This window comes from Natrinema pellirubrum DSM 15624 (assembly GCF_000230735.2).
Lineage (GTDB): Archaea > Halobacteriota > Halobacteria > Halobacteriales > Natrialbaceae > Natrinema > Natrinema pellirubrum.
In genome coordinates this window covers 3,013,833-3,031,660 of record NC_019962.1, presented here as the reverse complement: position 1 = coordinate 3,031,660, position 17,828 = coordinate 3,013,833, and the positions used below count along the sequence as shown (strand labels likewise).

Genomic DNA, 17,828 nt, shown 5'->3' with positions numbered 1-17,828 from the left:
CTTTTCGGACAGGTTTAAATCGACGCGCTAACAGATCGATCCGTCGGTGAGGCGTGATGCGGTTCCGGGTCGCGGCCGCTCGGCGGTCCGGTAGGGAACGTCGACGTACCGCCGACGGTTCCGCGGCCCGTGAAACGGTTCGAACGGTTGGTGACCGAACCGTTCGCGAGGCCCGATTGTCGGCGACGGTCGACCGGAGACGACGACAACTCCGCCCGCCTTGAACGCTCAAACGGTACCTCGACCGACGATGAGATCGATTAAACGGTCCGAACGAAGGTCCGTCTTTTTACTATGTTCCCGCAGACAACACACACGATGACAACCACTCGGTCGGTCGCCCTCCTGGTGGCCCTCGCAGTCGGCCTCACGGTCGCGCCGCTTGCGAGCGGTGCCGTCGTGAGTCCGTTCGCCGAGCCCGCCGCTGGCCAGAACGAGTCAGTATCGGGGAACGCCTCCGTTGGAACGCTTCTGCAGGCGAGCGCGGCCGATACGGAAAGCACAGTCGATTCCGAGCAGTTCGAAGCCGCCCTCGAGAACACGGCCAACGAGAGCCGGTTGCTTACCGACCGGACGGCCGATCTCGAGTCGCGGTTGGCCGACCTCGAGGCCGAACGCGATCGCCTCGAGGCCGACTACGAGAACGGCACCATCACGAAGGGTGCCTATCGGTCCCGGATGGCGAAGCTGACGGTCGAACTCGCCAGCCTCGAGCGGTCGATCGAACGGACCGAACGCCACGCCACCGAGGCTGGCGTCGCGGCGGACCGCCTCGCTGACCTCCGCGGAAACGCTTCTGCGGCTCGACAGAGCGCGGTGGAACGCGGTGGGCCCGGCGTCCGCGGCGTCGCTCGCGGGCTAGCCAACGGCGGTGGCCCGCCGGGCGATCGCGGCGGTTCGAACGGTCCGGCGGCCGACCCGGGCAAAGAGTCACCGGGAAACGGACCAAATAACGCCGGCTCCGCCGGGAACGCGACTGCGAACGGGTCCGGCGGTCAGTCCGCCGGGAACGGCGACGGCGGTGGACAATCCGAAACGACCCCACCGGCGTCCGGTTCGGGGCAGACTCCCGACAAGGGAGCCAACGGCGAGTCCGCAAGCGGTTCGAAGTCGACGGATTCCGACGACTGAGCGTCGTCGCTCCGCCTGAGCCGCTCGCCGTCGCGGATCCGGCAAGCAGACACGCTTTTCAGCGGTGACCACTTACCCTCGCTCGATGGATTCCGCCGCGTTGTTGGACTTACTCGGGAACGAAAACCGGAGACGGATCCTTCGGTTGCTCGCCCGCAAACCGTGTTACGTGACCGAGATTTCGGAGTACATCGGCGTAAGTCCCAAGGCGGTCATCGAACACCTACGGAAACTCGAGGAAGCGGGGTTAGTCGAGAGCCGGGTCGACGACCAGCGGCGAAAGTACTTTCATATCGCTCGGAACGTCCGACTGGAAGTAAACGTCTCCCCGTACGGCTTCGCCAGCAAGAGCGCGTATCCGGCCAACAGTAGCTTCGATATCACTACCTGTCGACACCTCTCGACGGACGTCTCCTGGGACGACACGGACGACCTCGGCGACCTGCTCGCGACGTTGGAGGACCTCGAACAACTGGAGAACGAACTGTCGTTGGCCCAGCGCTGGGTACAGGGCCAACTCTGTGAGGTCCTCGACCGCGTCTCGGAAACCGTCGGAGCCGGCCCGGAGAGTCGGATCTACGCCGACCTGCTCGCGAGTATCCGGACCGAACCCAAGTCAGTCGGCGAACTCAGCGACGACATCGACGCCCCGCGGGAGGTCGTCGCCGAACTCCTCGAGGTGATGGCCGACAACGGCGTGGTTCGGCGGACCGAACGCGGCTGGGAGCTGACGACCAACAGTTAGACGTCCCGCGCGAGTCCGTCGCGCAGGTCGCGACCGAAGTAGTAGCCCACGACGGCCGCAAGCAGCCCGACGCTCGCGCCGACGGCGACCAGTGACTGGCCCGAGCCGACCGCCGCGAGAACGGCGTTGTTCAACACCGCGGCGATACCCCCGACCGAGACACCGGCGATTCCCACCTCGAGATAGCGCCGCTTCGACGCGACGAGGCCGACGAGGAAGGCGACGCCGAACATCCCGATCAGTCGGCCGGCGACGGGCAGCACGGTCGAACCGCCCACCAGACCGACCCCCAGCAATGCGACGAGTGCGAGGTACTCCTTCGGTGAAAAGTATCGGCTCAGCGAAAGCCGCGACGTGATCGGCGCGAGCCACGACCGCGAGTCGTCGCCGTCGTCGGCCGCCTGTTCGGCGTCGCGGTCGGTCCCGGTGCTGGGACCGAGCGACGAGTCACCCAGCGGGTCGTCGATCGGGGCTGCCGGCTCGCTCCCGGCGGCGTCGGCTGCCGTCCCCACGTCGCCGACGTCCGCGCCCGAGTCCGAGAGCAGTCGGTCCGTCTCCTCGAGGAGGTCGTCGGTGGCGGCGGGGTCCCGACTCTCGGTCACCTCGTCCGAGCGATCGCTCATGCTCGAACGGAGGGCGGCCGTCGGCATGGGCCTTTCCCCGGCCACAGGCTATCGGTCGCCGGCCACCCCACTGGCCCCCGAGCTGGCTCGGCCCGGCGATCGCGGTCGCGGCCCCCGGCGTCGGCCTCGAGTTTCTCGTCATCGCGGGGCAGACGTACCCGTGGTGACCGCGGCCGTCGGGGACTGCGACGGAGCTACTGGAGACTACTCGAGGTGCGGGCGACCGAGGCGAAAAACCGCAACTGATCGCAGCCGTTAGCGGACCGAATCGAGCAGGAGCTTCTGTTCGACGCGTTTGACCTCGTGTTGGACGTCGCGGACGGCGTCGATGTTCGCGGAGATCGACGTGATGCCCTCCTTGGCGAGGAACGTGACCATCTCGGGCTTGGAGCCGGCCTGCCCGCAGATGCTCGTGTCGACGCCGTGTTCGCGGCAGGTCTCGATGACGTCGCCGATCAGGCGCAAGACGGCGGGGTGGAGTTCGTCGAACCGGTCGGCGACGTTCTCGTTGTTCCGGTCGACCGCCAGCGTGTACTGGGTCAGGTCGTTCGTTCCGAAGGAGGCGAAGTCGATACCGGCCTCGGCCAACTCCTCGACCGACAGCGCGGCCGCGGGCGTCTCGATCATCGCTCCCCACTTGCGTTTCTCGGGGTCGATACCGGCCTCTTTCATGCACGCTTTGGCCCGATAGACGTCCTCGGCGTCGTTGACCAGCGGCAGCATGATCTCGACGTTGTCGTAGCCCATCTCGTAGAGCCGCCGGAACGCCTCGAGTTCGTGGGCGAACACGTCGGCGCGATCGAGCGAGCGTCGGATGCCCCGGTAGCCCAGCATCGGGTTGTGTTCCTCGGGCTCGTCGGCGCCGCCCTCGAGCTGGCGGAACTCGTCGGTGGGGGCGTCGAGGGTGCGCACGCGGACGGGACGGGGATAGAACTCGTCGGCGACGCCGCGGATCCCGTCGACGAGTTCCTTCGTATAGGCGTCAGTGCCGTTTTCCTCGATGAACTTCTCGGGGGTCTGGTTCAGCGAGAGGATCATGTGTTCGGTCCGAAGGAGGCCGACGCCGTCGGCCCCAGTCGCGGCCGCGCGTTCGGCCGCTTCCGGGATCGAGACGTTGACCTTCACCTCGGTCGCAGTCATCGGCTTGACCGGCGACTGCGGGCGGACCTCCTCGACCGGTTCGGTCTCCTCGTCGGGTTCGACCGTCGAGCCCTCGAGGACCGAGCCCTTGTCGCCGTCGAGGGTGACGACCTGGCCGTCCTCCAAGATGGTCGTGGCGTTGGTCGTGCCGACGATGGCGGGTACGCCCAGTTCGCGCGAGACGATGGCGGCGTGGCTGGTCATGCCGCCCTCGTCGGTGATGATCCCCGAGGCCCGCTTCATCGCGGGCACCATGTCGGGCATCGTCATCTCGGTGACGATGATGTCGCCCTCGCCGACCTTCGCCAGATCGTCGAGTTTGGTGACGATCTTCGCGGGCCCGCTGACCGTCCCCGGACTCGAGCCGAGTCCGTCGACCAGCACCTCGTTCGAGCCGCTCGCGTCCGCGCCGGTACTCGCGCCCTCGGCGCTCTGGACGCTCCCGCTGCCGTCGGTCAGTCCGGCCGCGGCGTCGACGCCGCCGGCCGCGTCGGCTCCGTTGCTGGAACTCTCGTCGATGGTCGTGATCGGGCGGGACTGGAGCATGTAGACGTCGCCCCCGACGATGGCCCACTCGACGTCCTGGGGCTCGCCGTAGTGGTCCTCGACGCGCTCGCCGAGATCCATCAGCGCGTCGATCTCGTCGTCGGCGAGGACCCGTTCGTTGCGCTTGTCCTGTGGCACCTCGCGCTCGACGGTCTCGCCGGTCGCCTCGTCTTTCTCGTGTTTGACCTTCTTTTCGGCGACGGTAACGTCGACGTCGCGGTCCTCGCGCTCAACGACGTAGTTGTCCGGCGAGACGGCGCCGGAGACGACGGCCTCACCGAGGCCCCACGCGGCCTCGATGATCATCGTCGGCTCACCGGTCGAGGGGTGGCTCGTAAACATCACGCCGGACTTCTCGGCGTCGACCATCTGCTGGACGACGACGGCGATGTTGACCGCCGAGTGGTCGAAGCCCTGCTCCTGGCGGTAGTAGATCGCCCGCTGGGTAAAGAGCGACGCCCAACACTCCCGAACCCGGTCGAGCAGGTCCTCCTCGGTGACGTTGAGGAACGTCTCCTGCTGGCCGGCGAAGGAGGCGTCGGGCAGGTCCTCGGCCGTCGCCGACGACCGGACCGCGACGAACGCTTCGCCGTCACCGACCTCCGCGTAGCTCGCGAGGATCTCCTCGCGAAGTTCGTCGGGGAAGGGCGTCTCGAGAATGAGTTCCTGTGCGCGGTCGGCGGCCTCGGCCAGCGCACTCGAGTCGTCGACGTCGACGTCGACGGCCGCGAACAGTTCCTCGTCGATCTCGGCCTCTTCGATGAACGATCGATAGGTCCCGGCAGTTACGACGAATCCCGGCGGAACGGGCAGCCCCGCACCCGTCAACTCGCCCAGAGAAGCACCTTTACCGCCGACCTTCTCGAGGTCGCCGGCACTGATCTCGTCCAGCCAGAGTACAGCCATCTCTAGTGAGTCACTCGCTGGAACCGATAAAGAAGGTTGCGAACAGTCGCGCCGGATCGCAACTCGGGTGCGAGGTAATTTATGGCACGGTTCCGTCGGCCGCCGCTGTCCGCTCCTGATTGGGTCGGTCGTAACCGCCGCTTCAGCAGTAATGGCGATCGTCTTCCCATAGCGACTATACGATTCCAGTGACTGTCACCGCTATGGGGCTTCGTAACTCGTTCAAGTGAACGATCGTCTATCGGGGAATCACCGTCGGGTCGCTGGTACTCGGGCTGGCGCTTGTCGGTGTCGGGCTGCTCGCCGGCTTCGGCTCCGTGGTCACCACGCTGTTTACCGACCCGCGCAACGCCGAGTCCGCCATCGAGCAGGCGGATCCGATCATCACCCTGCTGTTCGCGGCCGCGGGGATCGTCGTCTGGCAACTCGGCAAGACCTACGCGCTGTTCGTAACCTTGCCCCGTGCGGCGGGTCGGGCCGCCGGCCGGCAACTCGATACAACGAAAATCGCAAGCGAGGTCCAAGACGGGCTCGACGACCGGCCCTCGGACCTCGAGGACGACCTCGCCGAGACGAAACGCGCCGTTCGGGCGCTGGAGGGCGACGGGCAAACGACGACCTTCGACGAGACCGACCGCCTCGAGGGCGAGACGGACCGGCCCTCGGAGCTGGAGCCGGCGACTGCGGAGACGAACCCGCCGCCGTCGAGCCCATCCGACGATCCGAGGACGGAATCCGCGGACGATGGCCCCGCGAACGACCGGTCCGCAACGGGGCTCGACGACGATACCGAGCCGGCGGACGAAACCGGCGACGACGCGGACGACCCGCTGGCCTGATCAGGCCTCGAGGATGTCGTCCTCGTCGGCGGCGGGGACGGCGATCGAGCCGTCGAGGACGGTCACGCCGCGGCCCCCCACCTGCACGCCGTCCGCGAGTCGCACGCGAACCGCGCCGGGTCGGTCGACGTAGTGGCCCTGCTCGAGGCGGAGTTCGTCCGGCAGGTCGCCGTCGAACGCGCCGAACCGATCGAGGTAGGCGGCGACGGCGCCGCTCGCGGTGCCCGTGACCGGGTCCTCCGGGACGCCGGCGCCCGGCGCGAACATGCGGCCATGCAGCGTCGATTCGGGCTCGAGCGCGTCGAAGGTAAAGAGGTAGACGCCGGTCGCGTCGACGTCGTCGGTCAGCGCTTCGATCGCGGCCATGTCGGGGTCCGCGTCCCCGACGTCCGAGAGGTACGTGATCGGGACGATCAGGAACGGCAATCCGGTCGAGGCGACCGCGAGCGGGATGTCCGCGCTCGCACCCTCGAGCGCGGCCCGGTCGACCCCGAGCGCGTCGCCCACCCGGTCGTAGCCCACGTCGACCTCTCGGATCGTCGGGTCGTCCTGTCGCATCCAGACCGTGCCGTCGGCCGCGAGGTCGATCTCGAGGACACCGACGTTCGTCTCGAGGGTCGTCGTCCCGGGCTCGAGCCCCTCGTCGTGGAGGTGTGCGAACGTCCCGATCGTCGCGTGGCCACAGAGATCGACCTCCTGGGTGGGTGTAAAGTACCGGACCCGGCGGTCGGCAGTCTCGCTCGAGCGCAGGAAGGCGGTCTCGCTGACGGCCATCTCCGCGGCAATCCCCTGCATCTGGTCGGCCGAGAGCCCGTCGGCGTCGGGGACGACCCCCGCCGGGTTCCCCGTGTGCGGTTCGTCGGTGAAGGCGTCGACCTGCAAGACTCGCGTCGTCTCCATACGACGTGGGTCGGGCGAGCGGCGTATGAATCCTCGGACCCACGGCGGCTACAACTCACGAACCCACGTCGCGATGTCGTTGACGACCCCCTCGGCGACGTTGTTCCGGACGGCGTAGGCGACCGCCACCGGCTCGCCCTCGCCGGGCATGAACAGGTGATTGCAGTCCGCGTAGGTTTCGACGGTGGTCGCGCCCGCGAACGAATCGTCCCACTGCTCGAGGTCGTCGGCGACGGACACCTGAAAGTCCCGTTCGCCCTGACACAGCAGGACCGGGACGTCGGTCTCGGCCGCGACCCCGAGGTGATCGTAGTCGCCGATGCTGTCCCAGAACGCGCCGGGTTTGCCGAGGAGCCGCTCGGCGGGTTCGTACTCGCCCGACCGGACTCGGTCGATCTCGTCGCCCCAGGTCTCGTAGGTTGCCGTCAGGTCCGCCCACTCGTGGCTCCCGACCGAGACCTTGTACTCGAGTTGTGAGAAGGTGAACTCCGGGTAGGGCCGTGCCGGCGGTGCGAGCCCGACGACGCCGGCCAGGCTTCCGTCCCGATCGGCGATTCGAGGCGCTGCCCGGCCGCCGAGTCCGTGTCCGGCGACGACGATCCGCTCCGGGTCGACGCCGTCGACGTTCCGGAGTCGCTCGATCGCGACCGCGGCGTCGTCGGCGGTGACGCGATCGAGCGTGTACTCCGCCGGCTGAACGTCACAGGCCGGAACCCGCTTGTCGTATCGCAGCGTCGCGACACCCTCCATCGCGAGTCCCTCGGCCAGATCGGCGAACGTCTTGGTCCCCCCGCGCGGGGTATCGGCCGTCATCGGCCCGTCGTCGTGGACGAGGACGACTCCCGGGACGTCGTCGCCCGCCGCGGGCGTCGTCACCGTTCCCGGCAGCGAGCAGTCGGGCACCGAGAGGGACACCGACTGCGTCGTTATCGCGTCCGGATCGACGTACGACGGCCGCTCGTACTCGTCGCTGAGCCCGTAGTTTCGCACCTGAACCTCATCGTCGACGACGACGGTACAGTCGTGGTCGCCGCCGTCGAACGCCGCGGTCACTTCGACCGCGCGTAGCTGCTGGCCCTCCGTCACTTCCGTCTCGAGGATCTCCTCGAACGAACCGCTAGTAGTCGTCAGTGCCAGCCAAAGCCGCTCGAGGCGACCGGGGTCGCCGTATCTCGAGCGCTGGTCCGACCGGAACCGCTCGCTCGCGCGCTCGAACCGCTCGTTCGCGAGGTCCTCGACGAGCGCCGTCGCGACGTCGGTTGCGGCCGCCGGATCGTCCCCGTCGTCGCTCGTCTCGTCGGTGAGGAAGCCGGCACAGCCGGCCACTGCCGACGCTGTCGCAGTCGATACCGCCGCCAGTACGGTCCGTCGTCGGGGTGCCATCGATACCGAACCGACCACGGTCCGTCTGATAAGCACACTGTCGATTCTCCGTGACTGTAACGGACCCCGAAGGGTCAGTCGTCGCTCGGTTCCTCGAGCGGCTCGTCGCCCTCGTGATCGGCCATCGGCGGTAGGTCGCCCGATCGATGCGTCCCCACGGGCGGGCGGTTGACCGCGGCCGCCGGCGAGGCCTCGAGATCGGTGCCGTCTTCGCCCTCGATGGCTTCCATCTCGCCATCCTCGCGCGCATCTTGGTCGATCCGCATCGAACAGAACTCCGCGCCACACATCGAGCAGAACCGGGCCTCCTTGTAGTTGTCACCGGGCAGCGTCTGGTCGTGGAACGACCGGGCGCGATCCGGATCGAGCGCGAGGTCGAACTGCTCGCGCCAGTCGAAGTTGTACCGCGCCTCCGAAAGCGCGTCGTCCCAGTCGCGTGCGCCCGGCCGCTCGTTGCCCACGTCGGCGGCGTGGGCGGCGATCCGATAGGCCGCGAGGCCGTCGCGGACATCGTCTTCCTCGGGGAGCCCGAGGTGTTCCTTGGGTGTGACATAACACAGCATCGCGGCCCCGGCCTGTGCGGCCATCGCGGCACCGATGGCGCTCGTGATATGGTCGTAGCCGGGTGCGATGTCAGTGACCAGCGGCCCGAGGACGTAGAAGGGCGCGCCGTCACAGACGTCCTGCTGGCGCTCGACGTTCTCCGCGACCTTGTGCATCGGGACGTGGCCCGGCCCTTCGACCATTACCTGGACACCGTGGTCCCAGCCGACGCGGGTCAGTTCGCCCAGCGTGTCGAGTTCGGCGTACTGGGCCTCGTCGCAGGCGTCCGCCAGCGACCCCGGACGGAGGCTGTCGCCGAGGCTGAACGTGACGTCGTGTTCGGCAAAGATCTCGCAGATCTCGGGGAAGACCTGATACAGCGGGTTCTGCTCGCCGTGTTCCTCCATCCACTTGGCCATGATGGAGCCGCCCCGCGAGACGATTCCCGTTTTCCGGCCGTCGGTCAACGGCAAGTGTTCGGCGAGGATCCCCGCGTGGATCGTCATGTAGTCGACACCCTGCTCGGCCTGTTTCTCGATGATCTCGAGCAGTAGGTCCGTCGTGATGTCCTCAGGGCTACCGGCCTGCTTGACGGCCTCGTACAGCGGCACCGTCCCGATGGGCACCGGCGAGTGGTCGATGTGTGCCTCGCGGATCTCGTCTAAGTCGCTCCCGGTCCCGAGATCCATCACCGTGTCCGCGCCGTAGTGGACCGCGGTGTGGAGTTTCTCGAGTTCCGTCTCGAGGTCGCTGGTCGTCTCGCTGTTACCGATGTTGGCGTTGACCTTCGTCGCGAACTCGCGACCGATGATCATCGGATCGAGGGCGTCGTGGTGTCGGTTGGCCGGGATGACGGCCTGGCCCGCGGCGACCTGCTCGCGGACGTACTCCGGATCGCGGTTCTCTCGCTCGGCGACCCGCTCCATTTCGGGCGTGACCGTCCCGTCGCGGGCGGCCTGAATCTGCGTTTTCGACATCGATAACTAGGTTGTACTACTAGGTTATAAAACTCTCCCGCTCCCGTGACTCGGCGCTATCGTCTCGCTGACCGCCCGCTCGAGGGGCGGGGATACGTCGGCCCCTCACGGTCGTCGATCCGTTCGACGTCTCGCAGTGGTCCCGACGACGGGGCCGCAATCGCTCGATCGGGGGTGAAACCAGTTTCAGCCGACTTAAGGGGCGCGGGCTCGAGGGGTCGCGTAGGTGGCCACCAGATGTCCGACTTACCGGACGATTTCGACTGTACGATAACCAACTGGGAGTACATCTACGGACTGTGTCGGGACGTCGCCGACGACGTGCGCGACGACGAGTTCGAGCCCGACGTGGTCGTCGCGCTGGCTCGCGGCGGCTGGTTCGCGGGGCGGTGTCTCTGTGACTTCCTCGGGCTCGACGACCTGACAAGTCTGAAGATGGAACACTACGTCGGTGCCGCCGAGAAGTCCGACGAGCCAAGCGTCCGCTACCCGATGCCCGAAGGCAGCGTCGAGGGCAAGGACGTGCTGATCATCGACGACATCGCCGACACCGGCGGCTCGATCAGTCGCGCGTACGACTACGTCGCCGACCGCGACGCCGGCGAGGTCCGTACCGCGACGCTGCAGTTGCTCGGTACCAGCGAGTTCCAGCCCGACTACGTCGGCGAGCGCTTGGAGGAGTGGACCTGGGTCGTCTATCCGTGGAACTTCATCGAGGACATGGTCGACCTGATCGCCGGTGCCATGGAGGCCAGCGATCGCGAGACGTTCACCGACGAGGCGATCCGCCGTGCCCTGACCGACCACCACGGCATTGAACGCATCGAGATGGAAATCGCCCAGCCCGACCGCCTCCCCGAGGTCCTCGCCGAGATGGAACGCCGCGAGGTCCTCGAGTCGGTCGGTGACGACCAGTGGGCGCTGACCGGCGAGTAACGCTGCCACGCTCGCGGATCGCTCCGAACCTCGCTTTCTCGCCGTCGTCTCACGCCGCTAACCTAACAAAATATTCATACCATGGCTGCGGCCTTTCGACCGCATGAAACGAGTTCTATCGAGACTCGGCATCGGTTCGGCGACGGTCGAGACGGTCCTCCCGCCGACCCTCACGGCAGGCGAATCAGTCGACGCGCGCGTCGACGTTACCGGCGGCAACGACAGTCAGGACGTTGAGAGCATCTCCGTCGCCCTGGTGACGCGGTACGAGACCGACGAGAGCTACGGAACCGCGAAGTTCGAGGCGGACGCCCTCACGAATTCGTTTACGATCGACCCCGACGAGGAACGCTCGTTTACTGTCTCCATCGACATTCCCTACCACACGCCCGTCACGTCGGATCGAACCGACGTCTGGCTCGATACCGGCCTCGACATCGACTGGGCGGTCGATCCGGACGACCGTGATCCGATCGAGATCGAACCCGACCCGCTCCGCGAGACGCTGTTCGACGCCCTCGAGTCACTCGGGTTCGCCCGCAAAACGGCGACGTGCGAGGCCACGGAATCGATGTTCGCGGACCACCGCTTCGTTCAGGAACTCGAGTTCGTTCCCCGGTCCGGGCCCTTCGTGGACGACCTCGACGAACTCGAGGTCGTCACGCTGCCCGAGGGCGACGGCTTCGATCTGCTGCTCGAAATCGACCGCCGCGGCGGCCTGCTCGCCGAACGGTTCGACGCCGACGAGCGACACGAGCGCCTCTCGCTCCAGCCGGGTGACGAGTCCGACCTCGAGCGGCGACTCCGGACGGCGATCGAGCGAAGTCTCTGAGCGTCGGGCTCGCCATGCCGCCGCGTCGTCACTCCCCGTTTCCTCGAGCCGATACGGCCCGCTCTTAGTCGGCGATCGCCTCGCTCGCGTCCGCTTCCACCGCAGCCTCCCTGATCCAGAGGTCGCCGAACAGTTCGTCCTGCTCGAGTGCGATCCGGCCCCGATGGGCCAGAAAGAGCAACGCCAGATAGCTCATTACGCGCGAGCCACCGGCCGCGTCGATCTCGGCGAACAGCACCTCCTCGCGCCCGTTCTCGTAGTGGACCTCGAGTTCGCCCTCGACGTCGTCGATGACCGTCTCGATGTCCTCCTCGTGAGTGGTGTGGGTGACGTCATCGCTGGTCGGTTCGTCGTCGACCCGGAAATCGTCGCCCGAGCGGTAGTCGAGTTCCTGCATACCGCGGTCGTACCCCGACGGCGAGTCGCTCGTGTCGTAACTGCGCGACTCCTTCCACCGGGTGTCCCGTTCGGCAGTCCGCAGTTCCCGAACGAGTTCGTCCAGCGTCTCCGGCTTCCCGCGGGCGTGCTTGCGCTCGAGGCGACGCTCCATCTCCGCCTCGAGGCTCTCGACGGGGTCGAAGTCCGGCGGGTGGCGCTCCTCGCCCTCGGCGTCCATCGCGGGATCGTCGGCGAACGGTGCCTCCCACGGCGGGAGTTCTTCCTCCTCGGGCTCGTCGGTCGCGAACAGCTCGTCGCTTTTCATCCGCAGGAGGACGCTCGCGTAGAACAGCGCCCGGCCCGACGTCCGCAGGTCCGCGTCCTCGATCGCCTCGAGGAACTTGTCGGTGACCCGGACGACGTCGATGTCCCAGGGGTCGATCTCGCCCTCCTCGGCGAGCTGGACCAGCAGTTCGACGGGTTCGACCTCCTCGTCGTCGGCCTCCGCGTCCAACTCGTCCTCGGAGAACTCGAGGACGGAGTCGTCGGCTCCGGGCGCTCGGCTCGCGGCGTTCGTCTCGTCGTCACCGCTCGAGTCCGCGTCCCCGGGCCGCTCGCGGTCCTCGTGGCCCGTGATATCGAGGGGGATCTCGTCGCCGCCGTCGGTGTAGAACTCGTCGCGGTCGGCGCCTTGCGACTCCCTAGTCACTCACAGGCACCTCCTCACCACCGTCGTCGCTATCGCTGAGATCGATCCCGGTCACCGCGCTAACGTTGTCCTGTTGCATCGTCACGCCGATGGCCCGCTCGGAGCGATCGAGCATGGCCGAGCGGTGGGAAACGACGACGAACTGCGCCTCGCCGGCCAGTTCTTCGACCATCTCGCCGACCCGCTCGGCGTTGACCGCGTCGAGGAAGGCGTCGATCTCGTCTAACGCGTAGAAGGGGGCGGGGTTGTGTCGCTGGATCGCGAAGATAAAGGCGAGTGCGGTCAGGGACTTCTCACCGCCGGACATCGCGTCCAGTCGCTGAATGGGCTTGTCCCCCGGCTGGGCCTTCATCGTCAGCCCGCCGTCGAAGGGGTCGTCCTCGTTCTCGAGATGGAGGCTCCCGGTCCCCTCCGAAAGCTGCTCGAAGATCTCGGTGAAGTGGCCGGCGATCGCCTCGTAGGCGTCCATGAACGTTTGCTTCTTCTGGGTCTCGTACTGTTCGATCCGGTCGCGGATGCCGTCGGCCTCCTCGACCAGCGTCTCCCTGCCCGCCTCGAGGTCGTCGAGATCGTCCCGGACCTCGTCGTACTCCTCTATCGCGAGCATGTTGACCGGCTCCATCGCGTCCATGTCGGACTGCAACAACTCGATGGTCTCGAGAACGGTCTCGTGATCGGGTACGTCCTCGGGGTCGTAGTCGCCGACCGCCGATTCCAGCGACTCGATCTCCCACTCGAGGCTGTCGGCCCGCTCGCGGGCGTCCTCGAGTTTGCTCTCGACGGTGTTGACCCGATCCTGTTGTCGGTCGCGTTTCGTCCGCGCTTCCGAGAGTTCCTCTTTCAGGTCGCTGCGATCGGCTTTCAGCTCCGTCAGTTCCTCCTCGAGTTCCGCGACAGCCGCGCGTTTCTCCTCGAGACCCTCGCGCTTGCCCTCGATTTCGGCCTCGTACTCTTCGATTCGCTCCTCGTGGTCGGCCTTGCGGTTCTGGGCCGCCTCGATGTCGTCGTGGCGGTCATCGATCGCGTCCTCGGCGTACTCCTTTTCGAGGGTGAGTTCGTTGATCTCGCTGTCGATCTCGGTAATGCGGTCCTCACGCTCGTCGATCTCGGCCTCGAGTGCCTCGATCCGATCGGTCAGTTCGGGGATCTTCGAGTCCGCGAGTTCGGTTTCGAGATCGTCGATTTCGGCCTCGATCTCCTCGATCGCGGCCGTCTTTTCGTCGATCGTCGCCGAGATCTCGTTCATCCGCTCGTCGACCGACTCCCGTTCCGCCCGCAGCTCTTCGAGTTCGGCCTCGAGGTCGTCGATTTCTTCCTCGACCCGCTTGCGTTTCTCGTCGAGGCCCTCGAGTTCGGCCTCGATCGACCGCACCTCGTCGGCGGCGTCGGTCTTGCGGTCGCGGGCGTCGTCGAGTCGTTCCTCGACGCCGCGCAGTTCCTCGCGCAGTCCCTCGCGTTCCTCCTGCAGTTCGGTGATCTGCTTGGCGACGCGCTCGAGTTGGCCCTCGCCACCGCCGGTAAAGGAGTACCGGGAGCCGCCGCCGGAGCCACCGGTCATCGCGCCGCTTTTCTCGACCAGGTCGCCGTCGACGGTGACCATCCGGTAGTCGCCCATATACGAGCGGGCGGTCTCGATGTCCTCGACGACCAGCGTGTCCCCGAGGACGTACGAGAAGACGCCGGCGTACTCCTCGTCGAAGTCGACGAGGTTGTACGCGAAGCCCACGACGCCCGGATCGCTGGGGGCGTTGGGCAGTCGGCGCTGGCTCATGTCCGTCAGCGGCAGGAACGTCGCCCGACCGGCGTTGCGCGATTTGAGGTGTTCGATACATTGCTGGCCGACCACGTCGTCGTCGACGACTACGTTCGCCAGCCGCCCGCCGGCAGCGGTCTCACAGGCGACGGCGTACTCGCCGGGCACCGTGCCGAGTTGGGCGACCGCGCCGTGGACGCCGTTGATCCCCGAATTGAGGATCGTCGTCACCGCACGGCCGAACGAGGAGTCACCGTTCTCGCCGGCCTTTGCCTCGAGTTCGGCGTACTCCTGCTGTTTGGCCTGAATGTCGTCGTCCAACTCGTCGAGGTCCGACTGGAGCCGGCGTTTTTCGCCTTTCAGATCGTCGACCACGTCGGCGATGTTCGCACGGTTCTGCTCGGCCTTCTCGAGTTCCCGCTCTAAATCGGCCCGCTGGTTCTCGATCTCCGGCAGCGTCTCCTGCTTTTCCGCGATCGTCTCCTCGGTCTCCTCGATGGTAGTCGAGCGCCGCCGGGCCTCGTCGAGCAGGCGGTCCTGCTCGCGCTGGAGGTCGTTCTTCTCGGTCTTGGCGGCCTCGAGGTCGTCCTTGCGGTCGGCGAGATCGGCCTTGAGTTCGTCGAACTCGGTGTCGACGGCCTCGATCTCGGCCTCGAGGTCGTCGCGTTCGGCCTCGCGCTCTTGAATCTCGGTCTTGATCGAGGCTTTCTCCAGCTTGTGTTCGCGGATCTCGTCCTCGAGGTCGTCGATCTGCTCTTGCTTGCGGTCGATCTCGACGAAGGCCTCGCGGCGGTCGGCCTCGGCGGCCTCGATCTCGGCCTCGCTGGATTCGATCTTGTCCTCGAGTCGCGAGATCTCGCCTTTGAGTTCCTCGATCTCGCTTTTGATCCGCAGCTGTTCGTCCTCGCCCTTGCGCTCGATCTCGTCGTTTATGTCCGCGAGGTCCTCCTCGAGCCGGACGACCTTGCCCTCGCGTTCGTCGAGTTCGCGCTGTAGTTCCCGGAGTTCGTCCTCGCGGTCGTCGATCTCCGCCTCGACCGACTCGAGGTCCGTGCGTTTCTCCTCGAGTTCGCTGGCTTTCTTGTAGCCCTCGTACTCCTCTTTCTCGCGGCGGAGCCGGCGATACCGCATCGCCTCGCGGCGCTCGTCCGCAAGCTGCTCGAGCCGGTCGCGTTTCTCCTCGATGCGGAGTTCGGCCTCGTCGATCCGTTCCTGGACCGTCTCGAGTTCCTCGAAGGCGTTTTCCTTCTTGGCATCGAACTCGGCGACGCCCGCGATCTCGTCGATGATCTCCCGGCGGGCGTGGGGAGTCATGTTGATGATTTCGGTGACGTCGCCCTGCATGACGACGTTGTACCCCTCCGGGGTGATCCCGGCCTGAGCCAACAGGTCCTGGATGTCGGAGAGGTTGACCGAGCGGTCGTTGAGATAGTAGTAGGAGTAGTAGTTGTCCTCGGTCTCTTTGACCCGACGACGGATGCGGATCTCGTCGACGTCGCCGACGTCCTCGCTGCCCGCGGCGTTGACGACCTGCGAGCGAGTCAGCGTCCCGTCGGCATTGTCGAGGACGACCTCGACGGTCGCCTCCCGGGAGCCGCCGGCGTCGCCGTCACCGTCCTCGTGACCGGGATTGTAGATGAGGTCGGTCAGTTTCTCCGCGCGGATCCCCCGCGTTCGGGCCAACCCGAGCGCGAACAAGACGGCGTCGATGATGTTTGACTTGCCGGAGCCGTTGGGCCCGGTCACGACCGTGAAGTCCTCGTAAAACGGGATCTTCGTCTTGCGGCCGAAGCTCTTGAAATCGTCGAGAACGATCGACTTGATATACATTCTTGATCCGAGCCCTCCGTCACACAGGCGGCCGTCTGCCGGGGTGTCCGTTCCCCGACCGCGGCCGCCGCTGCAGTTATGCGACGATGATGTCGTCGCTACCTGAGTCTTCCGTTTCCTCGTCGGCCGTCTCCGTCTCGCCCTCGGCGTCGGCCGCCGCCTCGGCGACTTCGTCGGGTTCGGCCTCCGGCGTCTCGTCTCCCGACACCGTTCCCGCCTCGTCGCCCCGCCGATCGGGGACCCGTGTCGGCGTCTCGGCGTCGAGTTCGGCCTCGAGGACCCGGATTCGCTCCTTGGCTTCGATGAGTTCGTCCGTCAGGCCCTCTACCGTCGACTCGAGTTTCGCGACCGTCGATTCGAGTTGCTCGACGCGATCGTTCGACATATCCACTAGGGGCCCGGCCGGCCACATAAACGTACGTCAGACTCACATAGAGAATATTATATGTGTCGGGCCGGCCGCCCCCTCGAGCCGGTGACGACCGCAACACTGTTGGAAACACCGTATCGAAATGACAGTATGCCCCTCTCACCGGACCGCCGGCTCCGGCTCCGGATCGTCGGTGCCCTCACGCTGGTGGTCGGCGTCAACGTCGGTGTCCTCTCGGTCCTCGTCTGGAGCGGGCTCCGCGTGGCGGCGGTGGGCGGCTGGTCCCGCCCGGCTGCCGTCGGCGTTCCGTTCGTCGTCGGTACAGTCCTCCTCGGTGCGGTCGGTCTCGTCGCCCTGCAGGCGCGATACGGTTCGCGATCCGCCGTCGCCGGGCTCGAGCTGACGGTGCCCGAGGGCGACGGTCCGAGAAACGTCGCCGGACGCGTCCAGCGGTTGGCGACGCAGGCGGCCGTCCCGGTTCCCTCGGTGGCCATCGCCGACCGTGCCGAACCGACCTGTCTGACCGTCGGGAGCCGCCGCTCGCCGACGATCGTAGTGACGAGAGGGCTGCTCGCAGAACTCGACGACGACGAACTCGACGCGGCCCTCGCCCACGAGGTCGCACACGTCGCGAACCGGGACCTCCCGGTCGTCACGGCCGTCGCGGCGACCGTCGCGATCGGCGATCGATTGCTCGAGCGCGAACGGCTGCTGCGTCGCGTCCTCGAGAACGCGGTGCTGCTCGGTCTCTTCACCGGGGTCGGTATTTTCATCCTCGCGGTGCCGATCCTCGTGATCGGGGTCGTGTACCTCCTCGTGAGCGCGGTCGCACGGGCGCTGCTCGGCGTGAACGCGATCGCACTCGGCCTGTTTGCGAAGACCCGCGAGTACGCCGCCGACCGCGGCGCGAGTCAACTCCTCGGCGACCCGGCCGCGCTGGCGAGCGCCCTCGAGACGCTCTCGGACTCGCGCCCGAAACGGGACGTACGGCTGCACGCGAGCGCGACGCTGGGGATCGTGTCGCAGCCGTTGCCTGTCTCGACGGACGATGACGACGGCGAGGTCCACTGGGTCGAACGGTTTCTGCCGCCGGTTTCGTTCGAGGGGCCGGCCGATCCCCGCGGACTGAACCGGGGGCTGGTCTGGCTCCACGTGCGCGTCGTCCGCCCGGCTGTCGCGGCGGTTCGTCGGCTGCTCGGGTGGCGGCCCGCGACGCATCCGTCGACCGAAGCCCGGATCGAACAGTTACGGACGCTCGAGCGGCGTCGACGGGCGGACGCGACCTGA

The 17,828-nt window shown here is 66.8% G+C and carries 14 protein-coding genes; 6 read left to right on the top strand and 8 right to left on the bottom strand.

Annotation, left to right across the window (positions count from 1 at the left end; genetic code table 11):
* The first annotated feature begins 318 nt into the window (after nt 1-318).
* Together NATPE_RS14575 and NATPE_RS14570 are read left to right on the top strand one after the other, a co-directional pair.
* A complete protein-coding gene (locus NATPE_RS14575; RefSeq protein ID WP_241432748.1) occupies nt 319-1,131 on the top strand; it encodes a hypothetical protein in 813 nt (270 codons plus the stop codon).
* Between the two features lie 85 nt (nt 1,132-1,216).
* Complete coding sequence (locus NATPE_RS14570) at nt 1,217-1,876, top strand: ArsR/SmtB family transcription factor (RefSeq protein WP_006181284.1); 660 nt, start codon at nt 1,217-1,219, stop codon at nt 1,874-1,876.
* On the opposite strand, the gene NATPE_RS14565 is transcribed toward NATPE_RS14570, so the two are convergent.
* Together NATPE_RS14565 and ppsA are read right to left on the bottom strand one after the other, a co-directional pair.
* Complete coding sequence (locus NATPE_RS14565) at nt 1,873-2,499, bottom strand: hypothetical protein (RefSeq protein ID WP_015299171.1); 627 nt, start codon at nt 2,497-2,499, stop codon at nt 1,873-1,875. The genes NATPE_RS14570 and NATPE_RS14565 overlap by 4 nt on opposite strands.
* Before the next feature lie 255 nt (nt 2,500-2,754).
* The gene (ppsA, locus tag NATPE_RS14560; RefSeq protein ID WP_006181282.1) at nt 2,755-5,091 is read right to left on the bottom strand and encodes a phosphoenolpyruvate synthase; all 2,337 of its coding nucleotides are present in this window, start codon (nt 5,089-5,091) and stop codon (nt 2,755-2,757) included.
* Between the two features lie 317 nt (nt 5,092-5,408).
* Here ppsA and NATPE_RS14555 point away from each other — a divergent pair, with 317 nt between their 5' ends.
* The gene (locus tag NATPE_RS14555; protein ID WP_006181281.1) at nt 5,409-5,930 is read left to right on the top strand and encodes a hypothetical protein; all 522 of its coding nucleotides are present in this window, start codon (nt 5,409-5,411) and stop codon (nt 5,928-5,930) included.
* Here NATPE_RS14555 and NATPE_RS14550 read toward each other — a convergent pair whose 3' ends face one another.
* The 3 genes from NATPE_RS14550 to thiC form a co-directional block, all read right to left on the bottom strand.
* Nucleotides 5,931-6,830: a PhzF family phenazine biosynthesis protein gene (locus NATPE_RS14550; protein ID WP_006181280.1), complete on the bottom strand. Its 900-nt coding sequence runs from the start codon at nt 6,828-6,830 to the stop codon at nt 5,931-5,933.
* A gap of 48 nt (nt 6,831-6,878) precedes the next feature.
* Nucleotides 6,879-8,213: an alpha/beta hydrolase family protein gene (locus NATPE_RS14545; RefSeq protein WP_015299170.1), complete on the bottom strand. Its 1,335-nt coding sequence runs from the start codon at nt 8,211-8,213 to the stop codon at nt 6,879-6,881.
* Between the two features lie 74 nt (nt 8,214-8,287).
* Complete coding sequence (gene thiC / locus NATPE_RS14540; RefSeq protein WP_006181278.1) at nt 8,288-9,733, bottom strand: phosphomethylpyrimidine synthase ThiC; 1,446 nt, start codon at nt 9,731-9,733, stop codon at nt 8,288-8,290.
* A gap of 237 nt (nt 9,734-9,970) precedes the next feature.
* On the opposite strand from thiC, the gene NATPE_RS14535 reads away from it, so the two are divergent.
* Together NATPE_RS14535 and NATPE_RS14530 are read left to right on the top strand one after the other, a co-directional pair.
* A complete protein-coding gene (locus NATPE_RS14535) occupies nt 9,971-10,669 on the top strand; it encodes a phosphoribosyltransferase (protein WP_006181277.1) in 699 nt (232 codons plus the stop codon).
* A 103-nt stretch (nt 10,670-10,772) separates the two neighbouring features.
* Nucleotides 10,773-11,501 (top strand): sporulation protein, encoded by a 729-nt coding sequence (locus NATPE_RS14530; RefSeq protein WP_006181276.1) that lies wholly within the window; start codon nt 10,773-10,775, stop codon nt 11,499-11,501.
* Between the two features lie 64 nt (nt 11,502-11,565).
* Here NATPE_RS14530 and NATPE_RS14525 read toward each other — a convergent pair whose 3' ends face one another.
* The 3 genes from NATPE_RS14525 to NATPE_RS14515 form a co-directional block, all read right to left on the bottom strand.
* Nucleotides 11,566-12,588, bottom strand: coding sequence for a segregation and condensation protein A (locus NATPE_RS14525; protein WP_006181275.1), 1,023 nt, complete (start codon nt 12,586-12,588; stop codon nt 11,566-11,568).
* Nucleotides 12,581-16,171: a chromosome segregation protein SMC gene (gene smc / locus NATPE_RS14520; RefSeq protein WP_006181274.1), complete on the bottom strand. Its 3,591-nt coding sequence runs from the start codon at nt 16,169-16,171 to the stop codon at nt 12,581-12,583. Before smc ends, NATPE_RS14525 begins: the two co-directional genes overlap by 8 nt.
* Nucleotides 16,172-16,247: 76 nt before the next feature.
* Complete coding sequence (locus NATPE_RS14515) at nt 16,248-16,556, bottom strand: DUF7518 family protein (protein WP_006181273.1); 309 nt, start codon at nt 16,554-16,556, stop codon at nt 16,248-16,250.
* A 135-nt stretch (nt 16,557-16,691) separates the two neighbouring features.
* Here NATPE_RS14515 and NATPE_RS14510 point away from each other — a divergent pair, with 135 nt between their 5' ends.
* The gene (locus tag NATPE_RS14510; protein WP_006181272.1) at nt 16,692-17,828 is read left to right on the top strand and encodes a M48 family metallopeptidase; all 1,137 of its coding nucleotides are present in this window, start codon (nt 16,692-16,694) and stop codon (nt 17,826-17,828) included.

Bases quoted from the DNA above. Each gene is read 5' to 3' on its own strand.
- NATPE_RS14575 (WP_241432748.1), top strand. From the start codon at position 319: ATGACAACCACTCGGTCGGTCGCCCTCCTGGTGGCCCTCGCAGTCGGC.
- NATPE_RS14570 (WP_006181284.1), top strand. From the start codon at position 1,217: ATGGATTCCGCCGCGTTGTTGGACTTACTCGGGAACGAAAACCGGAGA.
- NATPE_RS14565 (WP_015299171.1), bottom strand. From the start codon at position 2,499: ATGAGCGATCGCTCGGACGAGGTGACCGAGAGTCGGGACCCCGCCGCC.
- ppsA (WP_006181282.1), bottom strand. From the start codon at position 5,091: ATGGCTGTACTCTGGCTGGACGAGATCAGTGCCGGCGACCTCGAGAAG.
- NATPE_RS14550 (WP_006181280.1), bottom strand. From the start codon at position 6,830: ATGGAGACGACGCGAGTCTTGCAGGTCGACGCCTTCACCGACGAACCG.
- NATPE_RS14545 (WP_015299170.1), bottom strand. From the start codon at position 8,213: ATGGCACCCCGACGACGGACCGTACTGGCGGCGGTATCGACTGCGACA.
- thiC (WP_006181278.1), bottom strand. From the start codon at position 9,733: ATGTCGAAAACGCAGATTCAGGCCGCCCGCGACGGGACGGTCACGCCC.
- NATPE_RS14535 (WP_006181277.1), top strand. From the start codon at position 9,971: ATGTCCGACTTACCGGACGATTTCGACTGTACGATAACCAACTGGGAG.
- NATPE_RS14530 (WP_006181276.1), top strand. From the start codon at position 10,773: ATGAAACGAGTTCTATCGAGACTCGGCATCGGTTCGGCGACGGTCGAG.
- smc (WP_006181274.1), bottom strand. From the start codon at position 16,171: ATGTATATCAAGTCGATCGTTCTCGACGATTTCAAGAGCTTCGGCCGC.
- NATPE_RS14515 (WP_006181273.1), bottom strand. From the start codon at position 16,556: ATGTCGAACGATCGCGTCGAGCAACTCGAATCGACGGTCGCGAAACTC.
- NATPE_RS14510 (WP_006181272.1), top strand. From the start codon at position 16,692: ATGCCCCTCTCACCGGACCGCCGGCTCCGGCTCCGGATCGTCGGTGCC.